This is a genomic window from Nitratireductor sp. J20-h4, from assembly GCF_056780505.1.
This window is the reverse complement of the sequence record NZ_CM165557.1, coordinates 2717576-2736822: the sequence shown is the minus strand read 5'-3', so window position 1 is coordinate 2736822 and position 19247 is coordinate 2717576. Positions and strand designations below refer to the sequence as shown.

General features: G+C 66.7%; 15 protein-coding genes. 5 read left to right on the top strand and 10 right to left on the bottom strand.

Annotated features, from left to right (window positions below; translation table 11 throughout):
• Positions 1-72: 72 nt before the first annotated feature.
• From ACT2B0_RS13320 to pcaD, 6 genes are all read right to left on the bottom strand, one after another.
• Positions 73-1245 carry an acyl-CoA dehydrogenase family protein gene (locus ACT2B0_RS13320; protein ID WP_473465651.1) on the bottom strand — a complete coding sequence of 391 codons (1173 nt, stop codon included), beginning with the start codon at positions 1243-1245 and terminating at the stop codon, positions 73-75.
• A gap of 116 nt (positions 1246-1361) precedes the next feature.
• Complete coding sequence (gene pimC / locus ACT2B0_RS13315; protein WP_473465650.1) at positions 1362-2564, bottom strand: pimeloyl-CoA dehydrogenase large subunit; 1203 nt, start codon at positions 2562-2564, stop codon at positions 1362-1364.
• Between the two features lie 97 nt (positions 2565-2661).
• Complete coding sequence (locus ACT2B0_RS13310; protein ID WP_473465648.1) at positions 2662-3843, bottom strand: acetyl-CoA C-acyltransferase; 1182 nt, start codon at positions 3841-3843, stop codon at positions 2662-2664.
• Between the two features lie 23 nt (positions 3844-3866).
• Positions 3867-5561 (bottom strand): AMP-binding protein, encoded by a 1695-nt coding sequence (locus ACT2B0_RS13305; protein WP_473465645.1) that lies wholly within the window; start codon positions 5559-5561, stop codon positions 3867-3869.
• A 2-nt stretch (positions 5562-5563) separates the two neighbouring features.
• Positions 5564-7666, bottom strand: a complete 2103-nt coding sequence (locus ACT2B0_RS13300; RefSeq protein ID WP_473465643.1) for a 3-hydroxyacyl-CoA dehydrogenase NAD-binding domain-containing protein — start codon at positions 7664-7666, stop codon at positions 5564-5566.
• A 50-nt stretch (positions 7667-7716) separates the two neighbouring features.
• Entirely contained in the window at positions 7717-8511 is a 795-nt protein-coding gene (gene pcaD / locus ACT2B0_RS13295) for a 3-oxoadipate enol-lactonase (RefSeq protein WP_473465641.1), read from the bottom strand.
• A 474-nt stretch (positions 8512-8985) separates the two neighbouring features.
• Between pcaD and leuA the strand changes: the two genes are divergently transcribed.
• Together leuA and ACT2B0_RS13285 are read left to right on the top strand one after the other, a co-directional pair.
• Positions 8986-10653: a 2-isopropylmalate synthase gene (gene leuA, locus ACT2B0_RS13290; RefSeq protein ID WP_473465988.1), complete on the top strand. Its 1668-nt coding sequence runs from the start codon at positions 8986-8988 to the stop codon at positions 10651-10653.
• Positions 10654-10762: 109 nt separating this feature from the next.
• Complete coding sequence (locus ACT2B0_RS13285) at positions 10763-11521, top strand: alpha/beta fold hydrolase (protein ID WP_473465638.1); 759 nt, start codon at positions 10763-10765, stop codon at positions 11519-11521.
• Between the two features lie 15 nt (positions 11522-11536).
• Here the strand turns inward: ACT2B0_RS13285 and ACT2B0_RS13280 are convergent, their stop codons facing one another.
• Entirely contained in the window at positions 11537-12979 is a 1443-nt protein-coding gene (locus ACT2B0_RS13280) for an adenylate/guanylate cyclase domain-containing protein (RefSeq protein ID WP_473465635.1), read from the bottom strand.
• 177 nt (positions 12980-13156) lie between these two features.
• On the opposite strand from ACT2B0_RS13280, the gene ACT2B0_RS13275 reads away from it, so the two are divergent.
• Entirely contained in the window at positions 13157-13834 is a 678-nt protein-coding gene (locus ACT2B0_RS13275; RefSeq protein ID WP_473465633.1) for a hypothetical protein, read from the top strand.
• On the opposite strand, the gene ACT2B0_RS13270 is transcribed toward ACT2B0_RS13275, so the two are convergent.
• The gene (locus ACT2B0_RS13270; RefSeq protein ID WP_473465630.1) at positions 13816-14739 is read right to left on the bottom strand and encodes a metallophosphoesterase family protein; all 924 of its coding nucleotides are present in this window, start codon (positions 14737-14739) and stop codon (positions 13816-13818) included. The genes ACT2B0_RS13275 and ACT2B0_RS13270 overlap by 19 nt on opposite strands.
• Before the next feature lie 154 nt (positions 14740-14893).
• Between ACT2B0_RS13270 and ACT2B0_RS13265 the strand changes: the two genes are divergently transcribed.
• Complete coding sequence (locus ACT2B0_RS13265) at positions 14894-15328, top strand: NUDIX domain-containing protein (RefSeq protein ID WP_473465985.1); 435 nt, start codon at positions 14894-14896, stop codon at positions 15326-15328.
• 15 nt (positions 15329-15343) lie between these two features.
• On the opposite strand, the gene ACT2B0_RS13260 is transcribed toward ACT2B0_RS13265, so the two are convergent.
• A complete protein-coding gene (locus tag ACT2B0_RS13260; RefSeq protein WP_473465627.1) occupies positions 15344-16333 on the bottom strand; it encodes a glutathione S-transferase family protein in 990 nt (329 codons plus the stop codon).
• Between the two features lie 270 nt (positions 16334-16603).
• Here ACT2B0_RS13260 and ACT2B0_RS13255 point away from each other — a divergent pair, with 270 nt between their 5' ends.
• Entirely contained in the window at positions 16604-17119 is a 516-nt protein-coding gene (locus tag ACT2B0_RS13255; RefSeq protein WP_473465982.1) for a GNAT family N-acetyltransferase, read from the top strand.
• 58 nt (positions 17120-17177) lie between these two features.
• Here ACT2B0_RS13255 and ACT2B0_RS13250 read toward each other — a convergent pair whose 3' ends face one another.
• Complete coding sequence (locus tag ACT2B0_RS13250; protein WP_473465625.1) at positions 17178-19247, bottom strand: hypothetical protein; 2070 nt, start codon at positions 19245-19247, stop codon at positions 17178-17180.

Here is a 19247-nt window from a genome sequence, read left to right as displayed (position 1 = left end):
CAGTGCGAAGCCCCCCGATCGACGGGGGCGCGCCGCGACCGGTCGTCGCGGAAGCGCGTTGCCGGTTCTATTCTATGCGATGGCGGCTTCTGCGGCCGTATCGGCAAAAAGCCCGCCGGCCCGCGCGAGCGCGCGCAGATGATGATCGGCATTGCCGAAGGCGACGTCGATCATGGTCATGCGCTTGAAGTAGTGCCCGACCGCATATTCCATCGTCATGCCGACGCCGCCGTGAATCTGGATGGCGTTTTCGCCGGTCGACCGCCCGCCGCGCCCGATCTCGGCCTTGGCCGCGTGCATGGCGCGGGCGCGCTCGGCGGCGTCGGTTTCGTCCGCCATCATCGTGGCGAACATGGTGATCGAGCGCGCCTGCTCCAATGCCACGAACATGTCGACGGCTTTGTGCTGCAGCGCCTGGAAAGAGCCGATCGGCACGCCGAACTGTTTTCTGACCTTCATGTAGTCGACGGTCAGCGCATGCATGGCCGCCATGACGCCGACCGCTTCCCCGCACAGCGCGGCGATCGCCTGGTCGACGACATGGCGCACCAGCGGCAGGCCGTTTTCGGGGTCGCCCAGAACGGCGTTGGCCGGGACCTTCACGCCGTCGAGGGTGATTTCGGCCGCTCGCAGACCGTCCTGGGTGGCATAGCCGCGCCGCGAGACCCCATCGGCGTTGGCGTCGATCAGGAAGACGCCGACACCGCCTTCCTCGCGCGCGCCGCCGGCCGTGCGGGCGGAGACCACGAGGCGATCGGCGCAGTCGCCGTGCAGCACGACGCTCTTTGCGCCCGACAGCACGTATGAACCGCCGTCCTTGCGGGCCGTCGTCTCGACATGGTTGAGGTCGAAACGCGCATCGCGCTCGGTATGGGCGAAGGCGAGCTTGAGCGCTCCCTCTGCGATCTGCGGCACCCATTCGGCGCGCTGCTCGGCCGAGCCGCCGAGCCGCAGGAAGCCGCCGCCCAGGATCACGGTGGCGAAATAGGGTTCCAGCGCCAGCACCCGGCCAAGCGATTCCATCACGATCATCGTTTCGACGGCCCCACCACCGATGCCGCCGTCTTCCTCCGCAAACGGCAGCGCCATCAGCCCCATCTCGGCATAGTGGCCCCACATGGCAGCGCTCCAGCCCGCGTCCGATTTCAGGATGCGGTTGCGCTCCTCGAACCCGTATTTGTCGGCCAGAAGCCGGTCGAGCGAATCCTTCAGGATCGATTGTTCCTCGGAAAGGTCAAAATCCATCGTCTGTCCTGATCCCTGTCAGTTTGGCGCCATCGTGGAATGCCGGCCGCCTGGGCCGACGCGGCGGATGAAGGATATTGCGGCCGCGCGTACCCGTGGCGCGACCCGGTCCGCATTCAAAGCCCAAGCACCGCCTTGGCGATGATGTTTTTCTGGATCTCGTTCGAGCCGCCATAGATCGACACCTTGCGGTTGTTGAAATAGGACGGCGCGGCGAAGTGCGCGTAGTCCGGCACATTGGAGGGTTCGTTCCAGCGATCGTCGCCCTCGGGCAGGTAGGGCGCGGCGTAGGGTCCCATGACTTCCATCAGCAGATGGGTGGTCGCCTGCTGGATTTCCGATCCCTTGATCTTCAGGATCGAGGAGGCGGGGTCGGGGCGGCCGGTGCTGCCGCGTTTGGCGTCGGCGGCGACCACGCGCAGCTGCGTCATCTCCAGCGCCTTCAGGTCGATCTCGATCGAGGCGAGCTTCTCGCGGAAGCGTTCGTCCTCGATCAGCGGCCGTCCCGACGACATTTCCTTGGCCGCCAGCTCGCGAATGCGCGCCACGCGCTGCTTGGAGACGCCGATGCGCGCGATGTTGGTGCGCTCGTTGCCGAGCAGGAATTTCGCGTAGTCCCAGCCCTTGTTTTCCTCGCCGACCAGATTCTCGACCGGCACCTTGACGTCGGTCAAAAACACCTCGTTGATCTCGCGGCCGCCGTCGATGGTGACGATGGGGCGGACCTCGACGCCCGGCGATGTCATGTCGATCAGCAGGAAGGAAATGCCCTGCTGCTTCTTCGCCGCCGGATCGGTTCGCACCAGACAGAAAATCCAGTCGGCATATTGGGCCAGCGTCGTCCAGGTCTTCTGGCCGTTGACGATGTAATGATCGCCCTCGCGCACGGCGCGGGTCTTCAGCGAGGCGAGATCGGAGCCGGAGCCCGGTTCGGAAAAGCCCTGGCACCACCAGTCGTCGAGATTGGCGATGCGTGGCAGGAAGCGGGCCTTCTGATCGTCGTTGCCGAACGTGTAGATCACCGGGCCAACCATGTTGACGCCGAAGGCAAGCGGTTGCGGCGCCGGATATTTCTGCGACTCTTCCAGATAGATATATTGCTTCATCGGTCCCCAGCCGGTGCCGCCATGCTCGACCGGCCAGTGCGGCACCGCCCAGCCCTTTTCGTTGAGAATGCGGGTCCAGCGCACGAAGTCGTCCTTGCCGACATGTTCGGCGTCGATCATCTTCTCGTGGATGTCGGCGGGCAGCGTGTCGCGGAAGAAGGCGCGTACCTCCTCGCGAAAGGCGAGTTCCTCGTCAGTGTAGCGAAGGTCCATGTGAAGCTCCTGGTCGTTGATCCCGCCCCGCCCGCCTGGCCGCCGTCTTGCCCGATGCCGGGCAGGCTGCTGGCGGGCGAACCGGCGCGGGCCGTGTTCAGTTGATTTCCAGCAATCCCGCCGCGCCCATGCCGCCGCCGATGCACATGGTGACGACGGCGTATTTGACGCCGCGGCGCTTGCCCTCGATCAGGGCGTGGCCGGCGAGGCGGGTGCCCGACATGCCGTAGGGGTGGCCGACCGCGATCGCGCCGCCGTCGACATTGAGCTTTTCAGGATCGATGCCGAGCTTGTCGCGGCAATAGATCACCTGCACGGCGAACGCCTCGTTCAGTTCCCACAGGCCGATGTCGTCGACCTTGAGCCCGTGCCGTTCGAGCAGGCGGGGCACGGCGAAGACCGGGCCGATGCCCATTTCGTCGGGCTCGCAGCCGGCAACGGCGAAGCCGCGGAATATCCCGAGCGGGGCAAGGCCGCGCCGCTCGGCTTGCTTGGCCTCCATCAACACGCAGGCCGCCGCGCCGTCGGAGAGCTGGCTGGCGTTGCCGGCGGTGATGACGCCATTCTCGCGCACCGGTTTCAGCCCGGCCAGCCCCTCGGCGGAGGTGTCGGGGCGCGGCCCCTCGTCATGCTCCAGCGTGACCTCTTGGTGCGAGACCTCCTTGGTCTGCTTGTCGACGACGGCCATACGTACGGCAATCGGCGCGATCTCGGCGTCGAAGCGGCCGGCCTCGCGCGCCGCCGCGACGCGTTGTTGCGATTGCAGGCCGTATGCGTCCTGGCGCTCGCGCGAGATGTCGTAGCGTTTGGCGACGATCTCGGCGGTGTCGATCATCGGCAGGTAGACCTCCGGCTTGATCGCCATCAGCTTATCGTCCATCAGCCGGAACGTATTGCGGTGGTCGTTCTGCACCAGGCTGATAGATTCCAGCCCGCCGGCGATCCCGGCCTTCACGCCGTCATTGCGGATGGCGTTGGCCAGAAGCGCCATCGACTGCAGGCCGGAGGAGCATTGCCGGTCGATCGTGGTGCCGGCGACCGTGACCGGCAGGCCCGCCGCCAACAACGCCCGCCGGGCGACGTTAAGGCCGGTCGCGCCCTCCTGCATGGCGCAGCCCATGACCACGTCCTCGATCTCGCCGCCCTCCAGTCCGGAGCGCTTGAGCGCGTATTCGATGGCGTGGCCGCCGAGCGTGGCGCCGGGCGTGTCGTTGAGCGCGCCGCGATAGGCCTTGCCGATCGGCGTGCGTGCGGTGGAAACGATGACGGCTTCGGCCATGGCAATTCTCCTTGGACCTGTTCCTACGAGGCGCGGGCGGCCTTGCGCCGCGCCGCCTCTTCCTGCTTGAGTTCCAGTTTCGACAGCTTGCCGACCGGGGTGCGCGGCAGCGCGTCGCGCAGTTCGAGCGCGCTTGGCATTTCGTGCGGACCGAGCCGGGTCTTGAGGAAGGCGCGCAAGTCCTCCAGCACCAGCGCGGGCGCGCCGGGCCGCAGCTTGACGAAGGCCTTGGCGGCCTCGCCGCGATAGGCGTCGGCGACGCCGATCACCAGCACCTCCTCGACGCCCGGGTGCTCATAGATCATCTGCTCGATCAATTGCGGATAGACATTGTAGCCGCCGGACAGGATCATGTCCTTCTTGCGGTCGACAATGGTGAAAAAACCTTCCGCGTCCATGAAACCGATATCGCCGGTCAGGAAGCCGCCGCGGGCGAAGGCGGCCGCCGTCTCTTCGGGGCGGTTGAGGTAGCCTGCGGTCACGTTCGGCCCGAAAACGCGCAACTCGCCGGTCTCGCCCCGCGGCAGAACGCGATCGGGCGCGTCGAGCGCGACCACGTCGATCCAGATGCCCGGCAGCGGCACGCCGATCGTGCCGACCTTGTCGGGCCGGTCGAGGGGGATGTTGGTGCCGGCCGGCGCGGTCTCGGTCATGCCCCAGCCGCCGAGCAGGTCGTGCCCGGTCGCGTCTTTCAGCCGGCGGGCGACTTCGACGGGCAGCGGCGCGCCGCCGGAGGCGCAGTAATGCAGCGAGGAGAAGTCGCGTCTTTCGAAGCCGGGGGTGGCGCAGATCGCGATCCACATGGTTGGCACGCCGGGAAAGCTGGTCGCGCCGGCCTCGATCTCGTCGAGCGCGGTCAGCGGGTCGAAGCGGGTGTGAACGAGCAGCGTGTGGCCGTTCTTCACGCAGCGCAGCATCACCGCGGTCAGCGCATAGATGTGAAACAGCGGCAGGAACAGCAGCACCCGCTCCTGCGCCGGGCGCATCAGGCCCCAGCCGTCGAACCACAGATCGTAACTCTCGACCGCCGTCGACAGATTTTCGTGCGTCAGCAGTGCGCCCTTGGGCATGCCCGTCGTGCCGCCGGTATATTGCACCAGCGCCAGATCGGCGAGCTCGACTTCAGGCAGTGATTCAACGCCTTGAGGGCTTGAGTCAGCCTGTTGTCGGCCTGAGTCCAGAAACTCGTCGAACGTCTTGAAATCATTGGTGTCCGGCAGCGGTCCCGTAAGCGGGGAGGGGCCGAATTTCGCATCCTGGCCGACCACCAGGAGATCGATCAGTCCGTCCGCGGCGAGTTCGGCCGCGCGCAACGCCAGCTCGCCGATATTGGTGGTCACCAGCAGCCGTGCGCCCGAGTCGGCGAGCTTGTGGCAAAGAACGCGCCGGCTGTCGAGGGGGCTGAGGTGCACCACGGTGGCGCCGGCCTTGAGCGCGCCGAAAAAGGCGAGCGGATGGTAGATCGTGTTGGGCAGGAGCAGCGCTACCCTTGTGCCCGGGCCGGCGCCGGCTGCCAGAAACGCGCGCGCCGCCCGGTCGGTCTCGCGGCTGAGCGTCGCGAAGCTTAGCCGCGCCGCGCGAAAACGCACCGCTTCCTTGTCGGGCCAGCGCTGGGCGGCCCGGTCGACAATGCTGTGGACCGGCCAGCCCTCGAGCGCCGTGTCGGGCGCCAGGCCCGGCGGATAGTTCGCCTTCCAGGGAGCGGAGGCGAGGTCCATGGTCAGGCGGCCTTGCCCTTGCGGAGCGCAGCCAGGCTGGTGCCGGATGCCGCCGCCTCCTTCAGCAGGGCGGCAGGCTCGAACACCTCCTTGCCGGTGCGCGCGTGCCAGAATTCCAGGCGCTCGACGATTTTGGCTAGTCCCTCGCTCTCGGCCCAATACATCGGCCCACCTTTGCCGATCGGAAAGCCGTAGCCGTTGACCCAGACGATGTCGATGTCGGAGGCCCGGGCGGCGATGCCTTCCTGCAGGATCTTCGCGCCCTCGTTGATCAGCGGGTAGAGCGTGCGTTCGGTGATTTCATCGGCCGGAATTTCCCGGCGCTCGATGCCGCGCTCGGCCGCCTTTTCCGCGATCAGGGCCTCGACCTCGGGGTCGGGCGTGGGCGTGCGCGCGCCGGCCTCGTAGATGTAAAACCCTTTGCCGGTCTTCTGGCCGAAGCGGCCTTGCTCGCACAGCGCGTCGGCGATCGCGGCGGTCTTGCCGAGCGCCTTGCGGTTGCGCCAGCCGATATCGAGGCCGGCGAGGTCGCCCATCGCGAACGGTCCCATCGGCCAGCCGAAATCGGTGAAAACCTTGTCGACCTGCTGCGGGGTGGCGCCTTCCAGCAGCAGGTCCTCGAGTTCAGCCGAACGGGCGGCGAGCATGCGGTTGCCGACGAAGCCGTGACAGACGCCGACCACGACCGGCACCTTGCCGATCCGGCGCGCAAGCGACAGTGCGGTGGCGAGCACGGCGGGCGCCGTCTTGGCGCCGCGCACGATTTCCAGCAGCCGCATGATGTTGGCCGGCGAGAAGAAATGCAGCCCGACCACGTCCTGCGGGCGGCCGGTGGAGGCGGCGATCTCGTCGATGTCGAGATAGGACGTGTTGGAGGCGAGCACCGTACCCGGCCGCGCGACGGCCTCGATCTTGGCGAACACCTCCTTCTTGATCGCCATCTCCTCGAAAACGGCCTCGATGATCAGATCGCATTCGGCGAGATCGGCATAGTCGGTGGTACCGGTCAGACAATCGAGACGCTTGGCGCGGGCCTCCTCCGTCAGCGAACCGCGCTTGACCGAAATGTCGTAGTTCTTGCCGATTGTGGCGATGCCGCGGTCGAGCGCCTCCCGGTTTACCTCCAAAATGGTGACGGGGACGCTGCCATTGAGGAAGGACATGGCGATGCCGCCGCCCATCGTGCCCGCGCCGATCACGCCGACGCGCTTGACGGCGCGCGGGGCGACATCCTTGCCGACGCCGTCGACCTTGGCCGCCTCGCGTTCGGCGAAGAACAAATGGCGCTGGGCGCGCGACTGCTCGCCCTGAACGAGCTCGACGAAATAATTCCGTTCGGTGGCGAGCGCTTCCTCAAACGGCATGACCAGGCCATTGCGGACCGATTGCGCGCAGCGTGCCGGCGCGTCGAGCCCGCGTTTCTTCTTCAAGAGGGCGGCAACCGCGGCGTCGAAGCCGTCGAGATCGTTCTTGGCTTCCGCCAGCTTGTCCTCGCGCCGGCTCACTGGCACCAGGGCCGCGCCTTCATCGGCCTTGGCGCGGGCGAAGGCGACGGCGTTGGCCAGCAATGCGTCGTCATGGACCGCCTCGACCAGCCCGGCGGCAAGCGCATCGCCGGAGCCGATCGGATTGCCCGATACGATCAAGGTCAGCGCCTGCATGGGGCCGATCAGCCTCGGCAGCCGCTGCGTGCCGCCGGCGCCGGGCAGGAGGCCGAGCTTGACCTCGGGCAGGCCGAATCTGGCGCCGGCATCCGCGACGCGGAAGTGACAGCCCATCGCCAGCTCAAGCCCGCCGCCGAGCGCGGTGCCGTGAATGGCGGCCACGGTCGGCTTGGCAAACAATTCCAGCGCGGCGATCAGGTCGGGAAGGTTGGGGCGCTCCAGCGCCTTCGGGGTGCCGAATTCCGTGATGTCGGCGCCGGAGACGAAGGTGCGGCCGGCGCAGGCCAGCACCAGGCCGCGTACGCCATCGTCGTCGCGCAGGGCCTCGAGCGCCTCGTGCAACGGCTTGCGCAAATGCAGGCTGAGCGCGTTGACGGGCGGATTGTCGAGCGTCACGATCGCAATGTCGCCGTCTCGGGTGACGGTCACGGCTTCAGTCATCAAATCTCTCCCTTGGCCGGCACCGATCACGCGGCACCACTATCGCGCAATTATGGCAGGCGGGCCTGTTTCAGGAAATCGGAAAGCAGCGCTGCGACCGCGTCCGGTTGTTCGATACAGGGAAGATGTCCCGCATCCTGGACGACCTCGAAGCGGGCGCCGGCGATCAGGTCCGCCGTCGACCGCACCAGATCGGGCGGCGTCGAGCCGTCCTGGTCGCCGACCACGCACAGCGTGGGCAGCGTCAGCGCCGCGGTGCCGGCGGTCAGGTCGGCGTCGCGGAGTGCGGCGCAGGTGCCGGCGTAGCCGTCCGCCGGGGTGCGCGTGAGCATGGCGACATAGCCGGCATAGTCGGGATTGTCGGGGCTGCGATAGGCCGGGGTGAACCAGCGTTCCATGATCGCGTCGGCCAGCGAGGCGATGCCGTTTTTCGTCACGCCGTCGATGCGCTGGTTCCACATCTCGGCGGTGCCGATCTTGTGGGCGGTGTCCATCAGTACCAGCGCCTTGACCAGATCCGGCCGTCTGGCCGCCAGGCCCTGTGCGATCATGCCGCCGACCGACAGGCCGACAACGGCGCAGGTGTCCACCCCGCAATGGGCAAGCAGCGCCTCGAGATCGTCGACATGGTCGTCGAGCCGGTAGGGTGGCGGCGGTGCCGCCGACAGGCCGTGGCCGCGCTTGTCGTAGCGGATATGGCGGAAGCCGTCTCCCAGCCGCGCCACGACCGCATCCCAGATGCGGAAATCGGTGCCGAGCGAATTGGCGAAGACCAGCGCGGGTTTGGCCGGGTCGCCCCGGTCCTCGTAATGCAGAACAATGCCGTTGGCACGGACGAACGCCATGCGGTCTCCTCTCCGTTTTCGCGACATACTACTGAGTATGTTGCGCGTTTTTCAACCAATCAATTGGACTTGAATCGGATTCTTGGGCGCCGAATGCAAGCGCTTTGCCGGTGTGCGGCGCACAGATCGCCGCGCCGGGCGAAGGATGCTTGCCACGGCGCGGCAGTGCCGGTATAGGACGATCTATGTCGACCGCACGCACAGATATGCGTTCAGCCTCGCGCCGGTTTTTTGCGCCGGCGGTTTCGCGTGCGCTTTCCTCGACCCTTCTTCTGCTCGGTCTTATCGGCGATCGCCGGGTCCGCTGAAGGAGCGCCCGGCGGTCGATATGCCTGACCGGGCCTGCTGCTCCTCGCACAACCAGCACCATGATAGCGATGATCGCGCTCCCTTTCGGGTCCTGGCCCGAAGGGTGGAGACGCCGGAGACAAGACGATGAACGAACAATCCCCGATCAAGACCATGCCGGCCGGCATGCCGGACGCGGCCAGAAAATACCAGCCTTATCCGGCTGTCGGGCTGCACGACCGGACCTGGCCCGAAAAACGGATCGAACAGGCGCCGATCTGGTGCTCCGTCGACCTGCGCGACGGCAACCAGGCGCTGGTCGACCCGATGGGGCACGAGCGTAAGGCGCGCATGTTCCAGCTCCTGGTCGATATGGGTTTCAAGGAAATCGAGATCGGCTTTCCGTCCGCCTCGCAGACCGATTTCGACTTCGCGCGCTGGGCGATCGAGCAGGGCGGCGTGCCCGATGACGTCGATCTGCAGGTCCTGGTGCAGTGCCGGCCGGAGCTGATCGCCCGCACCTTCGAGGCGCTTGAGGGCGCGCGCACGCCGATCGTGCATTTCTACAATTCGACCAGCGAGTTGCAGCGCCGGGTGGTGTTCGAGAAGGATGTCGCCGGCATCAAGCAGATCGCCACCGACGCGGCCAAGATGATCACCGACATGGCGGCCAAGGCGGGCGGCGGGTTCCGGTTCCAGTATTCGCCGGAAAGTTTTACCGGCACCGAGCTGGAGGTGGCGCTGGAGATCTGCAACGCGGTGATCGAGATCGTCGATCCCACGCCGCAGGACCGGTTGATCATCAACCTGCCGGCGACGGTGGAGATGTCGACGCCCAACATTCACGCCGACCAGATCGAATGGATGTGCCGCAATATCGACCGGCGCGACAGCGTCATCGTCTCGCTGCATCCCCACAACGACCGCGGTACCGGGATCGCGGCGACCGAGTTCGGGCTGATGGCCGGCGCCGACCGGGTCGAGGGCACCTTGTTCGGCAATGGCGAGCGCACCGGCAATGTCGATCTCGTCACGCTGGCGCTCAACATGTACACCCAGGGCGTCGATCCGCTGCTCGACTGCCGCGACATCACGCGCATGCGCGACGTGTTCGAGTATTCGAACCAGATGAAGATCCCCGAGCGCCATCCCTATGTCGGGGAACTGGTCTACACCGCCTTTTCCGGCTCACACCAGGACGCCATCAACAAGGGCATGAAGGCGATCAAGAAGGCCAACAAAGAGTTGTGGGAAGTGCCCTATCTGCCGATCGACCCGGCCGATGTCGGCCGTACCTATGAGGCGATCATCCGCATCAACTCGCAGTCCGGCAAGGGCGGCATCGCCTATGTGTTGCAGGCCGACTACGGCATCAACATGCCGCGTAACCTGCAGGTCGAGTTCTCCCGGCACGTCCAGCAGATCACCGATGCCGAAGGCAAGGAGCTGCCATCGAAGCGAATTCACGACAGCTTCATGGAGGCCTATGTCGATCAGCCGGGCGCGCGCCTGGGTTATGTCGATCACCACACCTATCCCGACAGCGGCGCCAAGGGCCGGCGGGTGGTGGAGGCGGTGATCCTCGACAAGGGCGAGGAAATCGAGATCCGGGGCACGGGGACCGGGCCGATCGACGGCTTCGTCGACGCGCTCTCGCGCCATATCGGGGTCGAGCTGTCGGTGCTGGACTATTCCGAGCATTCCCTGCAGCGTGGCTCCAACGCGGCCGCGATCAGCTATGTCGAGGTGGAGTATCCGCAAGGACGCCTGTTCGGCGTCGGCATCAACACCAATATCGTCGCCGCCTCGCTCGAGGCCGTGGTGTCGGCGGCAAACCGCATTGTGGGGCGTTAGGCGGCAGGCGCCCTGATCGATGCATATCCGTGGCCGGCCGGTCCGGCCGCGGATGATTTCCGGTCTTGCCGCATGACGGGATTTTGAGGTCGGGACGGGAGGAGGTCGCATGTCGGATACGCTTTTTGCCCGTGAAATCGGCGCCGGCGGCGAGCCGGCGGTGTTTCTGCACGGGTTCGGCGCCGGTCATTTCGTGTGGCGCGACATCCAGCCGGCTGTCGCCGCGTCCCGTTTTACCATCGCCTATGATCTTCCCGGGCATGGCGGGTCGCTGACCTTCGCCGAGGCCGGCCCGCCCAAGGTGGCGGCAAGGGCCGTGCTTGCCGATCTCGACGCGCGCGGCATCGGCCGCTTTCATCTCGTCGGCCATTCGATGGGCGGCGCGATCGCGACCCTGATCGCGGCCGGCACGCCCGAGCGGATCGCCTCGCTGACGGTGCTGGCGCCGGGCGGCTACGGCGAGACCATCGATGCCGCGCATCTTCGCCGCTATGCCGCGGCCGATACGCCCGAGGCGCTCGATGCGGCGCTGCGCGGCATGTACGCGCCCGACTTCGTGCTCGTCCGGGAACTGGTGGCGCCCTACGCCGAAGCGATCGCCCGTCCGGGTCAGACGGACAAGCTGGTCGAGATCGCCGCGTCGTTGTTCCGCGGCGAGCGCCAGGGCGTCATTCCCTACAGCTTGCGGGCCGGCCTGGCGATGCCGGTCAAGGTGTTGTGGGGGCGCGAGGACCGGATCCTGCCGTTTTCCCACACAGAGGGGCTGCCGCCCCGCATGGCGCTGCACGCCTTCGCCGGCGCCGGCCACATGCTGGTCGACGAATGCGCGGCCGACGTCCTCCATCTGATTTGCCAGAACATGCGCTGACGGCGGCGACCGGGCTCAGGGGCGCTGCGGCCGCTTGGGACGGCGGCTCTCATGCGCTGCCAGTGGCGCCCGGCTCGCCCAGACCGCAAGTTCCTGGCGCCGTCCCTCGAGCTGGTTGTCACCGAGAAACTCGAAACCCGCCATAAGCCTGTCGGCGGCCTGGGAATCGCGCTGGCGGATGTCGGCAACGACGTCGTCGCTGATTACGGCGGCCCGGCCGACGATACGGGTCAGTTCCTCCAGCCGGCTTGCCGCATTGACCGTGTCGCCGATGACGGCGAGTTCCAATCGCCTTTCCGTGCCGATATTGCCGACCACGACCGGGCCGTAATGCAGGCCGACGGCAATCTGGACCGGTTCGGCGCCCCGGGCGCGGCGGCGCTCGTTGAGCCCGGCGACGTCCTCAAGGATCGCGTTGACGCAGGCTACGGCGTTGAGCGAATCCTGCGGCACCGGCTCGGGCGTGCCGAACGTGGCCATCACGCCGTCGCCGATGAACTTGTCGAGCGTGCCGCCATGGCGGAATATCGCTTCTTCCAAGAGCCCGTGCACCTCACGCAGCAGGCTTATCGTCTCGACGGGCGTATGGCGCTCCGACCAGCGGGTAAAGCCGACCACGTCGGCAAACAGGACGGCGGCGTTCAACTCGCGGATCTCGGCGAAAGGCAGGTCGTCGCGCGCCAGTTCGTCGACGGTCGCCGGGGGGAAATAGCGCGCGAGATTGAGCCGCTGGCGCTCGATCGCCGCGTAGCGCCACACCAGCCGGCGCGACCGCGCCACCCCGCCGGCCAGGATCATCGCGACGATGCCGAACACGACCATGGTCTGGGTCTCGACCGAGAGATTGATCAGACCGGGATTGGCGATCAGCGCGATCCGTTCCGCCTGGTCCAGCGACGACGACCCCGGGGCGAACGGCGAATAGATGACGCTGTCGGGCAGAGAGGCGAGCCAGGAAAGACCGACGACCCAGCTCACAATGCCGACGAAGCCGCCCCACAGCACCAATCTGGGCTGGTCGGAAAAGGCAAGACCCGCGATCAGCACGAAAAAATAGCCGAAGGCCTCGAAACGCAATGCGAGTTGCGGCGGATAGTCGGTGGGCGAAAACGGATTCGGATACAGCATCATCACCGTCATCAACGCGAAATCGAGCGTGACGAACAGGTAGAGGTGCCAGTTCCTGAGCCAGCCCAGCCGGTCGATCACCGCCGGGATGAACCCCGTCAGCAGGAAGACGATGACGAGGGACTGATAATAGAAGGTCTCCGGATAGGGGGCGACGGCGGCGACCAGAACATAGATCGCCACCAGCGCGGCCACGCGTCCACGCAATTGCAGCCGCCGGCCTTCGCGCTCATGACGGTCGAACGTCTCGTCGAGAAGTGCCGGAAACGTTGTCGGCTTGCGCCGGGCGCGGCTCCGCAGGGCCAATCCGAACCGTTCCGCAACCGCCATGTCGTTCTTCCCGCGCGAATCTTCCGCCCCACACATAATTGACCGGGCGGCGATTACCAAAGGGCGGGGGGTATTTCTGGCCGACATAGCTGCCCATTCCTGCCGATACTTTTTGTGGCCGGGGCGAACACTGTGTTAAGGAAATGTTAACCTCCACGATCGGCGCAGGTATCGGTCATGAACGACAGACAGAATTTCGCGGCGGAACCGTCGCAGGGAAAGCTCGCGCAGGCGCTGCGCGAGGTCAGGACGGCCTCGGCCGATCGCGAGGACGTGGTCGTGGAACTGCGCGAGGCGGCGCGCATGCGCCTCGAACTTCTGGCGCAGGAACTGGAGCCGGTGTTTGCCGACGTGCCGGTCGAGGAAATCCAGTTCGACTTCGCCATCTCCTCCGGCGTCCAGCCGCGGCTGTGGATCGACGCCGTCACCCATGTCGCGCTCGGACGCGACCGGCGTACCTATCGGCTCATCCGCGACACGCGGCTCGGCCGTACCGTGCTTGCTGAATCGAGCGAGATCAAACCGGTTGCCGAGCAGGTCACGCGCTATATCGCCGAGCGCATGATCGAGCGCCAGCGCTGGCTCGACGGCACGGTCGAGTCCTTGCGTTCGCCCGCCGCGGAGACGGCCGCAACCGCCGATCGGACTGCGCAGGACGAGCCTGGCGTCGGGACCGCGGCAACACCGTCTTCGGCCGGGGCAGATCTGCGTGCCGGCCGGGCGCGCCGGGCCGGACAGGGGCTCAGGGCGTTCCTGTCGGGGCTGGTCATCGTGCTTGCCGGCGCGGCGGTCGCCTTCGCGGTCGCCGCGGCGATCTACTGGGAGCGGGTGGCGGCCTATTTCGCCGCCGGCTGAAGCGGTCGCAGCAACGCGGTTCGTTCGATCTCGCGCAGCGCCAGGGCGGCGCCCGTTACGCCCTTGCGCGTCAGGTCGAGAGTCCAGGCGCCGGGCCGGCCGCCGATTTCGAACAGGTTGAACTGGGCCGCCGGCTTCTTGCCGCCGAGGCCCTGGCTGGCCGAGGTGACGCCGACGACCGGGGCGGGACCGTCGCGCGCGGGAATATGATGGAGCGTCGGCAGATGGGTATGGCCGTGCAGCACCAGTTCGACGCCGTGACGGCGCACGACACGCTGGAACAGGCCGATGCCGTACAGCCGCTTATGGGCGGAGGTGGCCCCGCGGACGGGCGGGTGATGGATCATGATCACCCGGAACAGGCCGCGCTGTTCGGCAAGGCGCAGCAGATGGCCGAGGCGCGCGGCCTGGGTCGCGCCGAAATGGCCGAGCGCCATGAACGGGCCGGTGGCGCGGGCCGACGACACGCCGATCAGCGCCACGTCGCCGCGCACCCGCAGATAGGGAAAGCCGTATTCCGATAGCCCGACCCCGGTCTTCTCGCCGGTAATCCAGGGACGCCACGCCCGGCAGCTCTTGGCGAGCGCGCCCGGCACATAGGCGTCGTGATTGCCCGGCACGACCGAGACGTCGTGCGGCCGGCCCAGGGCTGTCAGCCATTCGCGGGCCAGTTCGATCTCGGCATCGAGCGCCAGGTTGACCAGGTCACCGGTCACCGCGAGATGATCGGGGTCGGCCTGGGCAAGTCCGGCCATCAGTGCCTCGGTCACGCCGGGGTTCAGCAGATGCTTGCGATTGCGCTTCCAGTTGACGTAGCCGGTGATGCGCTTGGAGGCGAGCTCGCGGTAGGATAGGTCTGGCAGGGGGCCGAGATGGATGTCGGAAATATGCGCGAGGCGAAACATGCGGTTCGATCTGAGGCTGCGGTTACGGGAGCGAACCTAAAGCGGTTCGACGGCGAATGAAACGGCCTGCGTGCGTATCCCGGTCGGCTTGGGTGCGGCCGTGAGCGCGGCCGGCGCGTCATCGTCGGGCTGGTCGCGGTTGCGTGCCCGGTTGATGCATGTCGCATTTCTGCTCGGCAGGCCGATGACGCTCGGCACCCGCGCGGTCGTGGTTGGCAAACAGCAGCGGTCCGTGCTCCTGGTCCGGCACAGCTACGTGCCGGGCTGGCAGTTTCCCGGCGGCGGCGTCGAACCGGGCGAGACGCTGGAGGAGGCGTTGGCGCGCGAATTGCGCGAGGAGGCCAATGTCGAACTTACCGCGCCGGCGGCGCTGAAGGCGGTCTATTTCAACCGCAACGCCAGCCGGCGCGATCACGTCGCGCTTTATCTCGTCACCGGATTTCACCAGACAGCGAAGAAGACGCCGGACCGCGAGATCGTCGAAGCGCGTTTTTTCAGCCTCGAAGACCTGCCGGCAGAAACGACTCCGGCCACGCGCCGGCGCATCGACGAGATTCTTGGCGGCGCGCCGGTTTCCCCTTACTGGTAACCGTCACGCCCGCGCTCAGGCGGCGGCGCGCAGCCGCGCGCGGTCATGCGGGGCGTCATAGTCGAGCGCAGGGCCGACCGGCACGATGCGGGTCGGGTTCACGCTCTCGTGGCTGGAATAATAATGCTGCTTGATATGGAAGAGATCGACCGTGTCGGCAATGCCCGGCAATTGGTAGAGTTCGCGCAGATAGTTCGACAGGTTGGGATAGTCGGCGATCCGCCGCAGATTGCACTTGAAGTGCCCCACATAGACCGGGTCGAACCGCACCAGCGTGGTGAAAAGCCGCCAGTCGGCCTCGGTCAGGCGCTCGCCGGCCAGGTAGCGATGGTGCTGCAGATGCGCCTCGATCTCGTCGAGTGCTGAAAAAAGCTCGGCGAAGGCTTCTTCGTAGGCTTTCTGCGTGGTCGCGAAGCCGCAGCGATAGACGCCATTGTTGACCGGCTCGTAAATGCGTTCGTTCCACCGGTCGATTTCGGCGCGCAGTCGGGCCGGGTAGAGATCGACGCTGGCGTCGCCCCAAGCGTCGAAGGCGGCGTTGAGCATACGGATGATCTCGGAGGATTCGTTCGAGACGATGGTCTCTTCCTTCCGGTCCCACAACACCGGCACGGTCACGCGTCCCGAATAGGCAGGATCGGCCCTGGTGTAGATCTGGTGCAGGAAATCCGCGTCGTAGAGCGGGTCGCCGGTGGCGCCGTCGCGCTTGCGGAAGGTCCAGCCGTTCTCGCCCATGAAGTGGTCGACCACGGCGACCGAGATCACGTCGTCGAGCTTCTTGAGCGCGCGAACGATCAAGGTGCGGTGCGCCCAGGGACAGGCCAGCGACACGTAAAGATGATAGCGTCCCGCCTCGGCCTTGAAACCGCGTTCGCGGCCTTCGGCCGGCGCGCCGTCCCGTGTCACCCAGTCGCGAAACCGGGATTGGGAACGCACGAACCGTCCGCCCGATTTTTTGGTGTCGTATCCCTTGTCGGACCATTGTCCGTCGACGAGCAAACCCATGTCGCAACTCCCTTGTTGGAGACCAATTTAGGCGTCGGTTCCAGATTTCACAGCCCGTTCGGGCTTGAACGGATCGTCACCGCAGCGGCGACGTCGCCCGCAACGGGCCGATTTTCGCGTGGACGGGTGGGCGAATTGGTGCTAGCTGGATTTTTCCAAGGGGGCAAAAATCAGCCATGAACCGTATCCAGCGACGACGACCACGCCCGCGCGGCTAGCCGCGTTCGCTTTCCGCCCACGGGCGGCTGTCGTCACCGCTTTGCGATACGGATTATCATGCTCGACATTGCCTATCTGGCCGAGACGGCCGAACACGATCACGCCATCGAAGACATCAACGCGGAAGCTTTCGGGCCCGGTCGTTATGCCCGCGCGGCCTACAAGATCCGCGAAGGCGGTCCGCATGAGCGGGCCTTGTCGTTTGTCGCAGTCCACGACGGGCAGGTGGTCGCTACCGTTCGGCTGACCCGGGTGGCGGCCGGTTCGGGACGGGCGTTGCTGCTCGGTCCGCTGGCCGTGAAGCCGGCCTTCAAGGACAGGGGGATCGGACGCGCGCTCGTGCGCGTCGCCATCGAGGCGGCCCGCGCGGCGGGGGCGCCAGCGGTGATCCTGGTCGGCGACGAACCCTATTACGGCCCGCTCGGCTTCCGGCGCATTCCGGCCCGGCGCATCGTCATGCCGCGCCCGGTCGATCCGAACCGGCTTTTGATCCACGAGATTTCCGAGGGCGCGCTCGATGCGCTGCAAGGCGTGATGGTTCACGCCGATCACGCGGTTCTGGCGTAGCGTGTGTGGGCGCGATCCGCGCCAGGGCTGATCCCGTGCGTGGGCTGGCCCTCGTGCGTCAGCGTCCCTCGCGATACCACATGGCGCTAAAGGCGAACAGCAGCAGCGCCAGGCCGAAAAAGCCGGCGAACAACGGCACGCGGTTGACCGATTTGAGCACGCTGTCGCGGGTCGTGCGCAGGCCAATCCAGTCGCGTCCGGACGCTTCGGCGCCGGCGCGCACGGGAACGATGCCGGGCATCGCCAGCCGCCCGCCGAGGCCGGCAAGGCGGCGGACGCCGCCGCCGGTCGCCTCGGCCGCCGGCCGCAGCACGTCCGGGGTCGATACGGTTTCGGCGAATTCCGGCGCGTTGACCGGGCCGACATGGGCGAGCGCGGTCAGATCGCCATTGGCGACCTGGTAAAGGCCGATTTCCTCGACCGTGGCGCTGCCGGAGAAAAGCCCCGGCTTGCCGGCGACCAGCGGCAGGTCCATCGTCGCGCCAGACGGGGTGATGATCCGCGCCGCGCCGGCCTCCTCGCTCATCGTCTGCCGGTTCACTTCCAGCGTCATGCCACGCCCGGCCGCCGTCAGGCGCTCCTCTTCCAGCTCCGGTTCCTTCATCAGCCAGTGGGCGATGCGGCGGTAGAGCGAGACATGCGGGCCGCCGCCCTCGAAGCCGCGCGCCCACAACCAGCCCTGGTCCGACAGGAACATGCCGACCCGGCCCTCGCCATTGCGGTTGAGCAAAAGCAACGGTTCCTCGCGCGGTCCCTTCATGACGATGTCGCCCAGCGGGCGCGAAATGCCGACCAGACGGAACCAGCGGCTCCAGTTTGGCGGTTCCTGGCCGGAGCCTTCCAGCCCGCGCGTCACCGGGTGGCGGGCGCCGGTTTCCGTCAGGCGCGGATAAAACGCCTCCTCGATCACGGTTCCCGTCGGCAGGGCCGGCAGGGCCGACATCAGCGGCGTGCGCGAGATCGACTGCTCGCCCGCATATTCGGGGCCGGCGGCGATCAAGAGCGCGCCGCCGCGTTCGACATATTCCGCGATGTAGTCGTAATACAGGATCGGCAGCACGTCGCGGTGCTGATAGCGGTCGAAGATGATCAGGTCGAAATCGTTGATCTTCTCCACGAACAATTCGCGAGTGGGAAAGGCGATCAGCGACAGATCGTTGATCGGCGTGCCGTCCTGTTTTTCGGGGGGGCGCAGAATGGTGAAGTGTACCAGGTCCACCGCCGCGTCCGATTTCAAAAGGTTGCGCCAGGTGCGCTCGCCGGCATGCGGTTCGCCCGATACCAGCAGAACGCGCAGGTTCTCGCGAATGCCGTCGACGATCGCGATCGCACGATTGTTGGTGTCGGTGATCTCGCCGTCGGCACGTTCGACCGACAGTTCCACGATGTTGCGCCCGGCCCCCGGCACGGTGATCTCAAGCGGCATTTCCGAGCCGAAGATGGCGCGCTCCAGCGCAACCTGTTCGCCGTTGATCGACACCCGGACGTCGACGGGGGTTCCATCCTCGCCGGTGCCGATGACGCGGTAGGACATCGTCAGCGGCTTGCCGACAATGCCGAAACGCGGCGCGTTGACGAAATGCACGCGACGGTCGCGCTCGCCCTGGTCGCCGGTGATCAGCGCATGCAGCGGGCCCGGCAGGCCGTCGAAGGCGCCCGGCACATCGTGCACCTGGCCGTCGGTGACCATCACCGCGCCGCCGATGCGCGAGGGCGGCACGTCGCGGAACGCGCTTTCCAGCGCCGAAAACAGCCGGGTCTGGGTGCGGTCGTCGGCCTCGCTCGCCCGGCCGGCTTCCACCACGCGCACGTCGAACTGACTGAAGCGGCCGAGGCGCGCCTTCAACGCCTCCACCGCCTGGTCGGTGGTGGCCTGGCGCGCGCCGATATCCTGGCTCTGGCTGCGGTCGACGACGACGGCGACCACGCTTTGCAGCGGGTCGCGTTCCTCGTCGAGCAGGACCGGATTGAGGAGCGCGAGCGCCAGGGCGGCAAAGGCGGCGACGCGCAACAGCGCGCCGCGCTGGCGAAAATAGAGCGCGGCAAGGGCAAGCAGTGCCATCGGCACGGCGAGGGCCGCCATAAGCGGCCAGGACAGGAGCGGTTCGAAGGCGAGGGACCAGTTCAT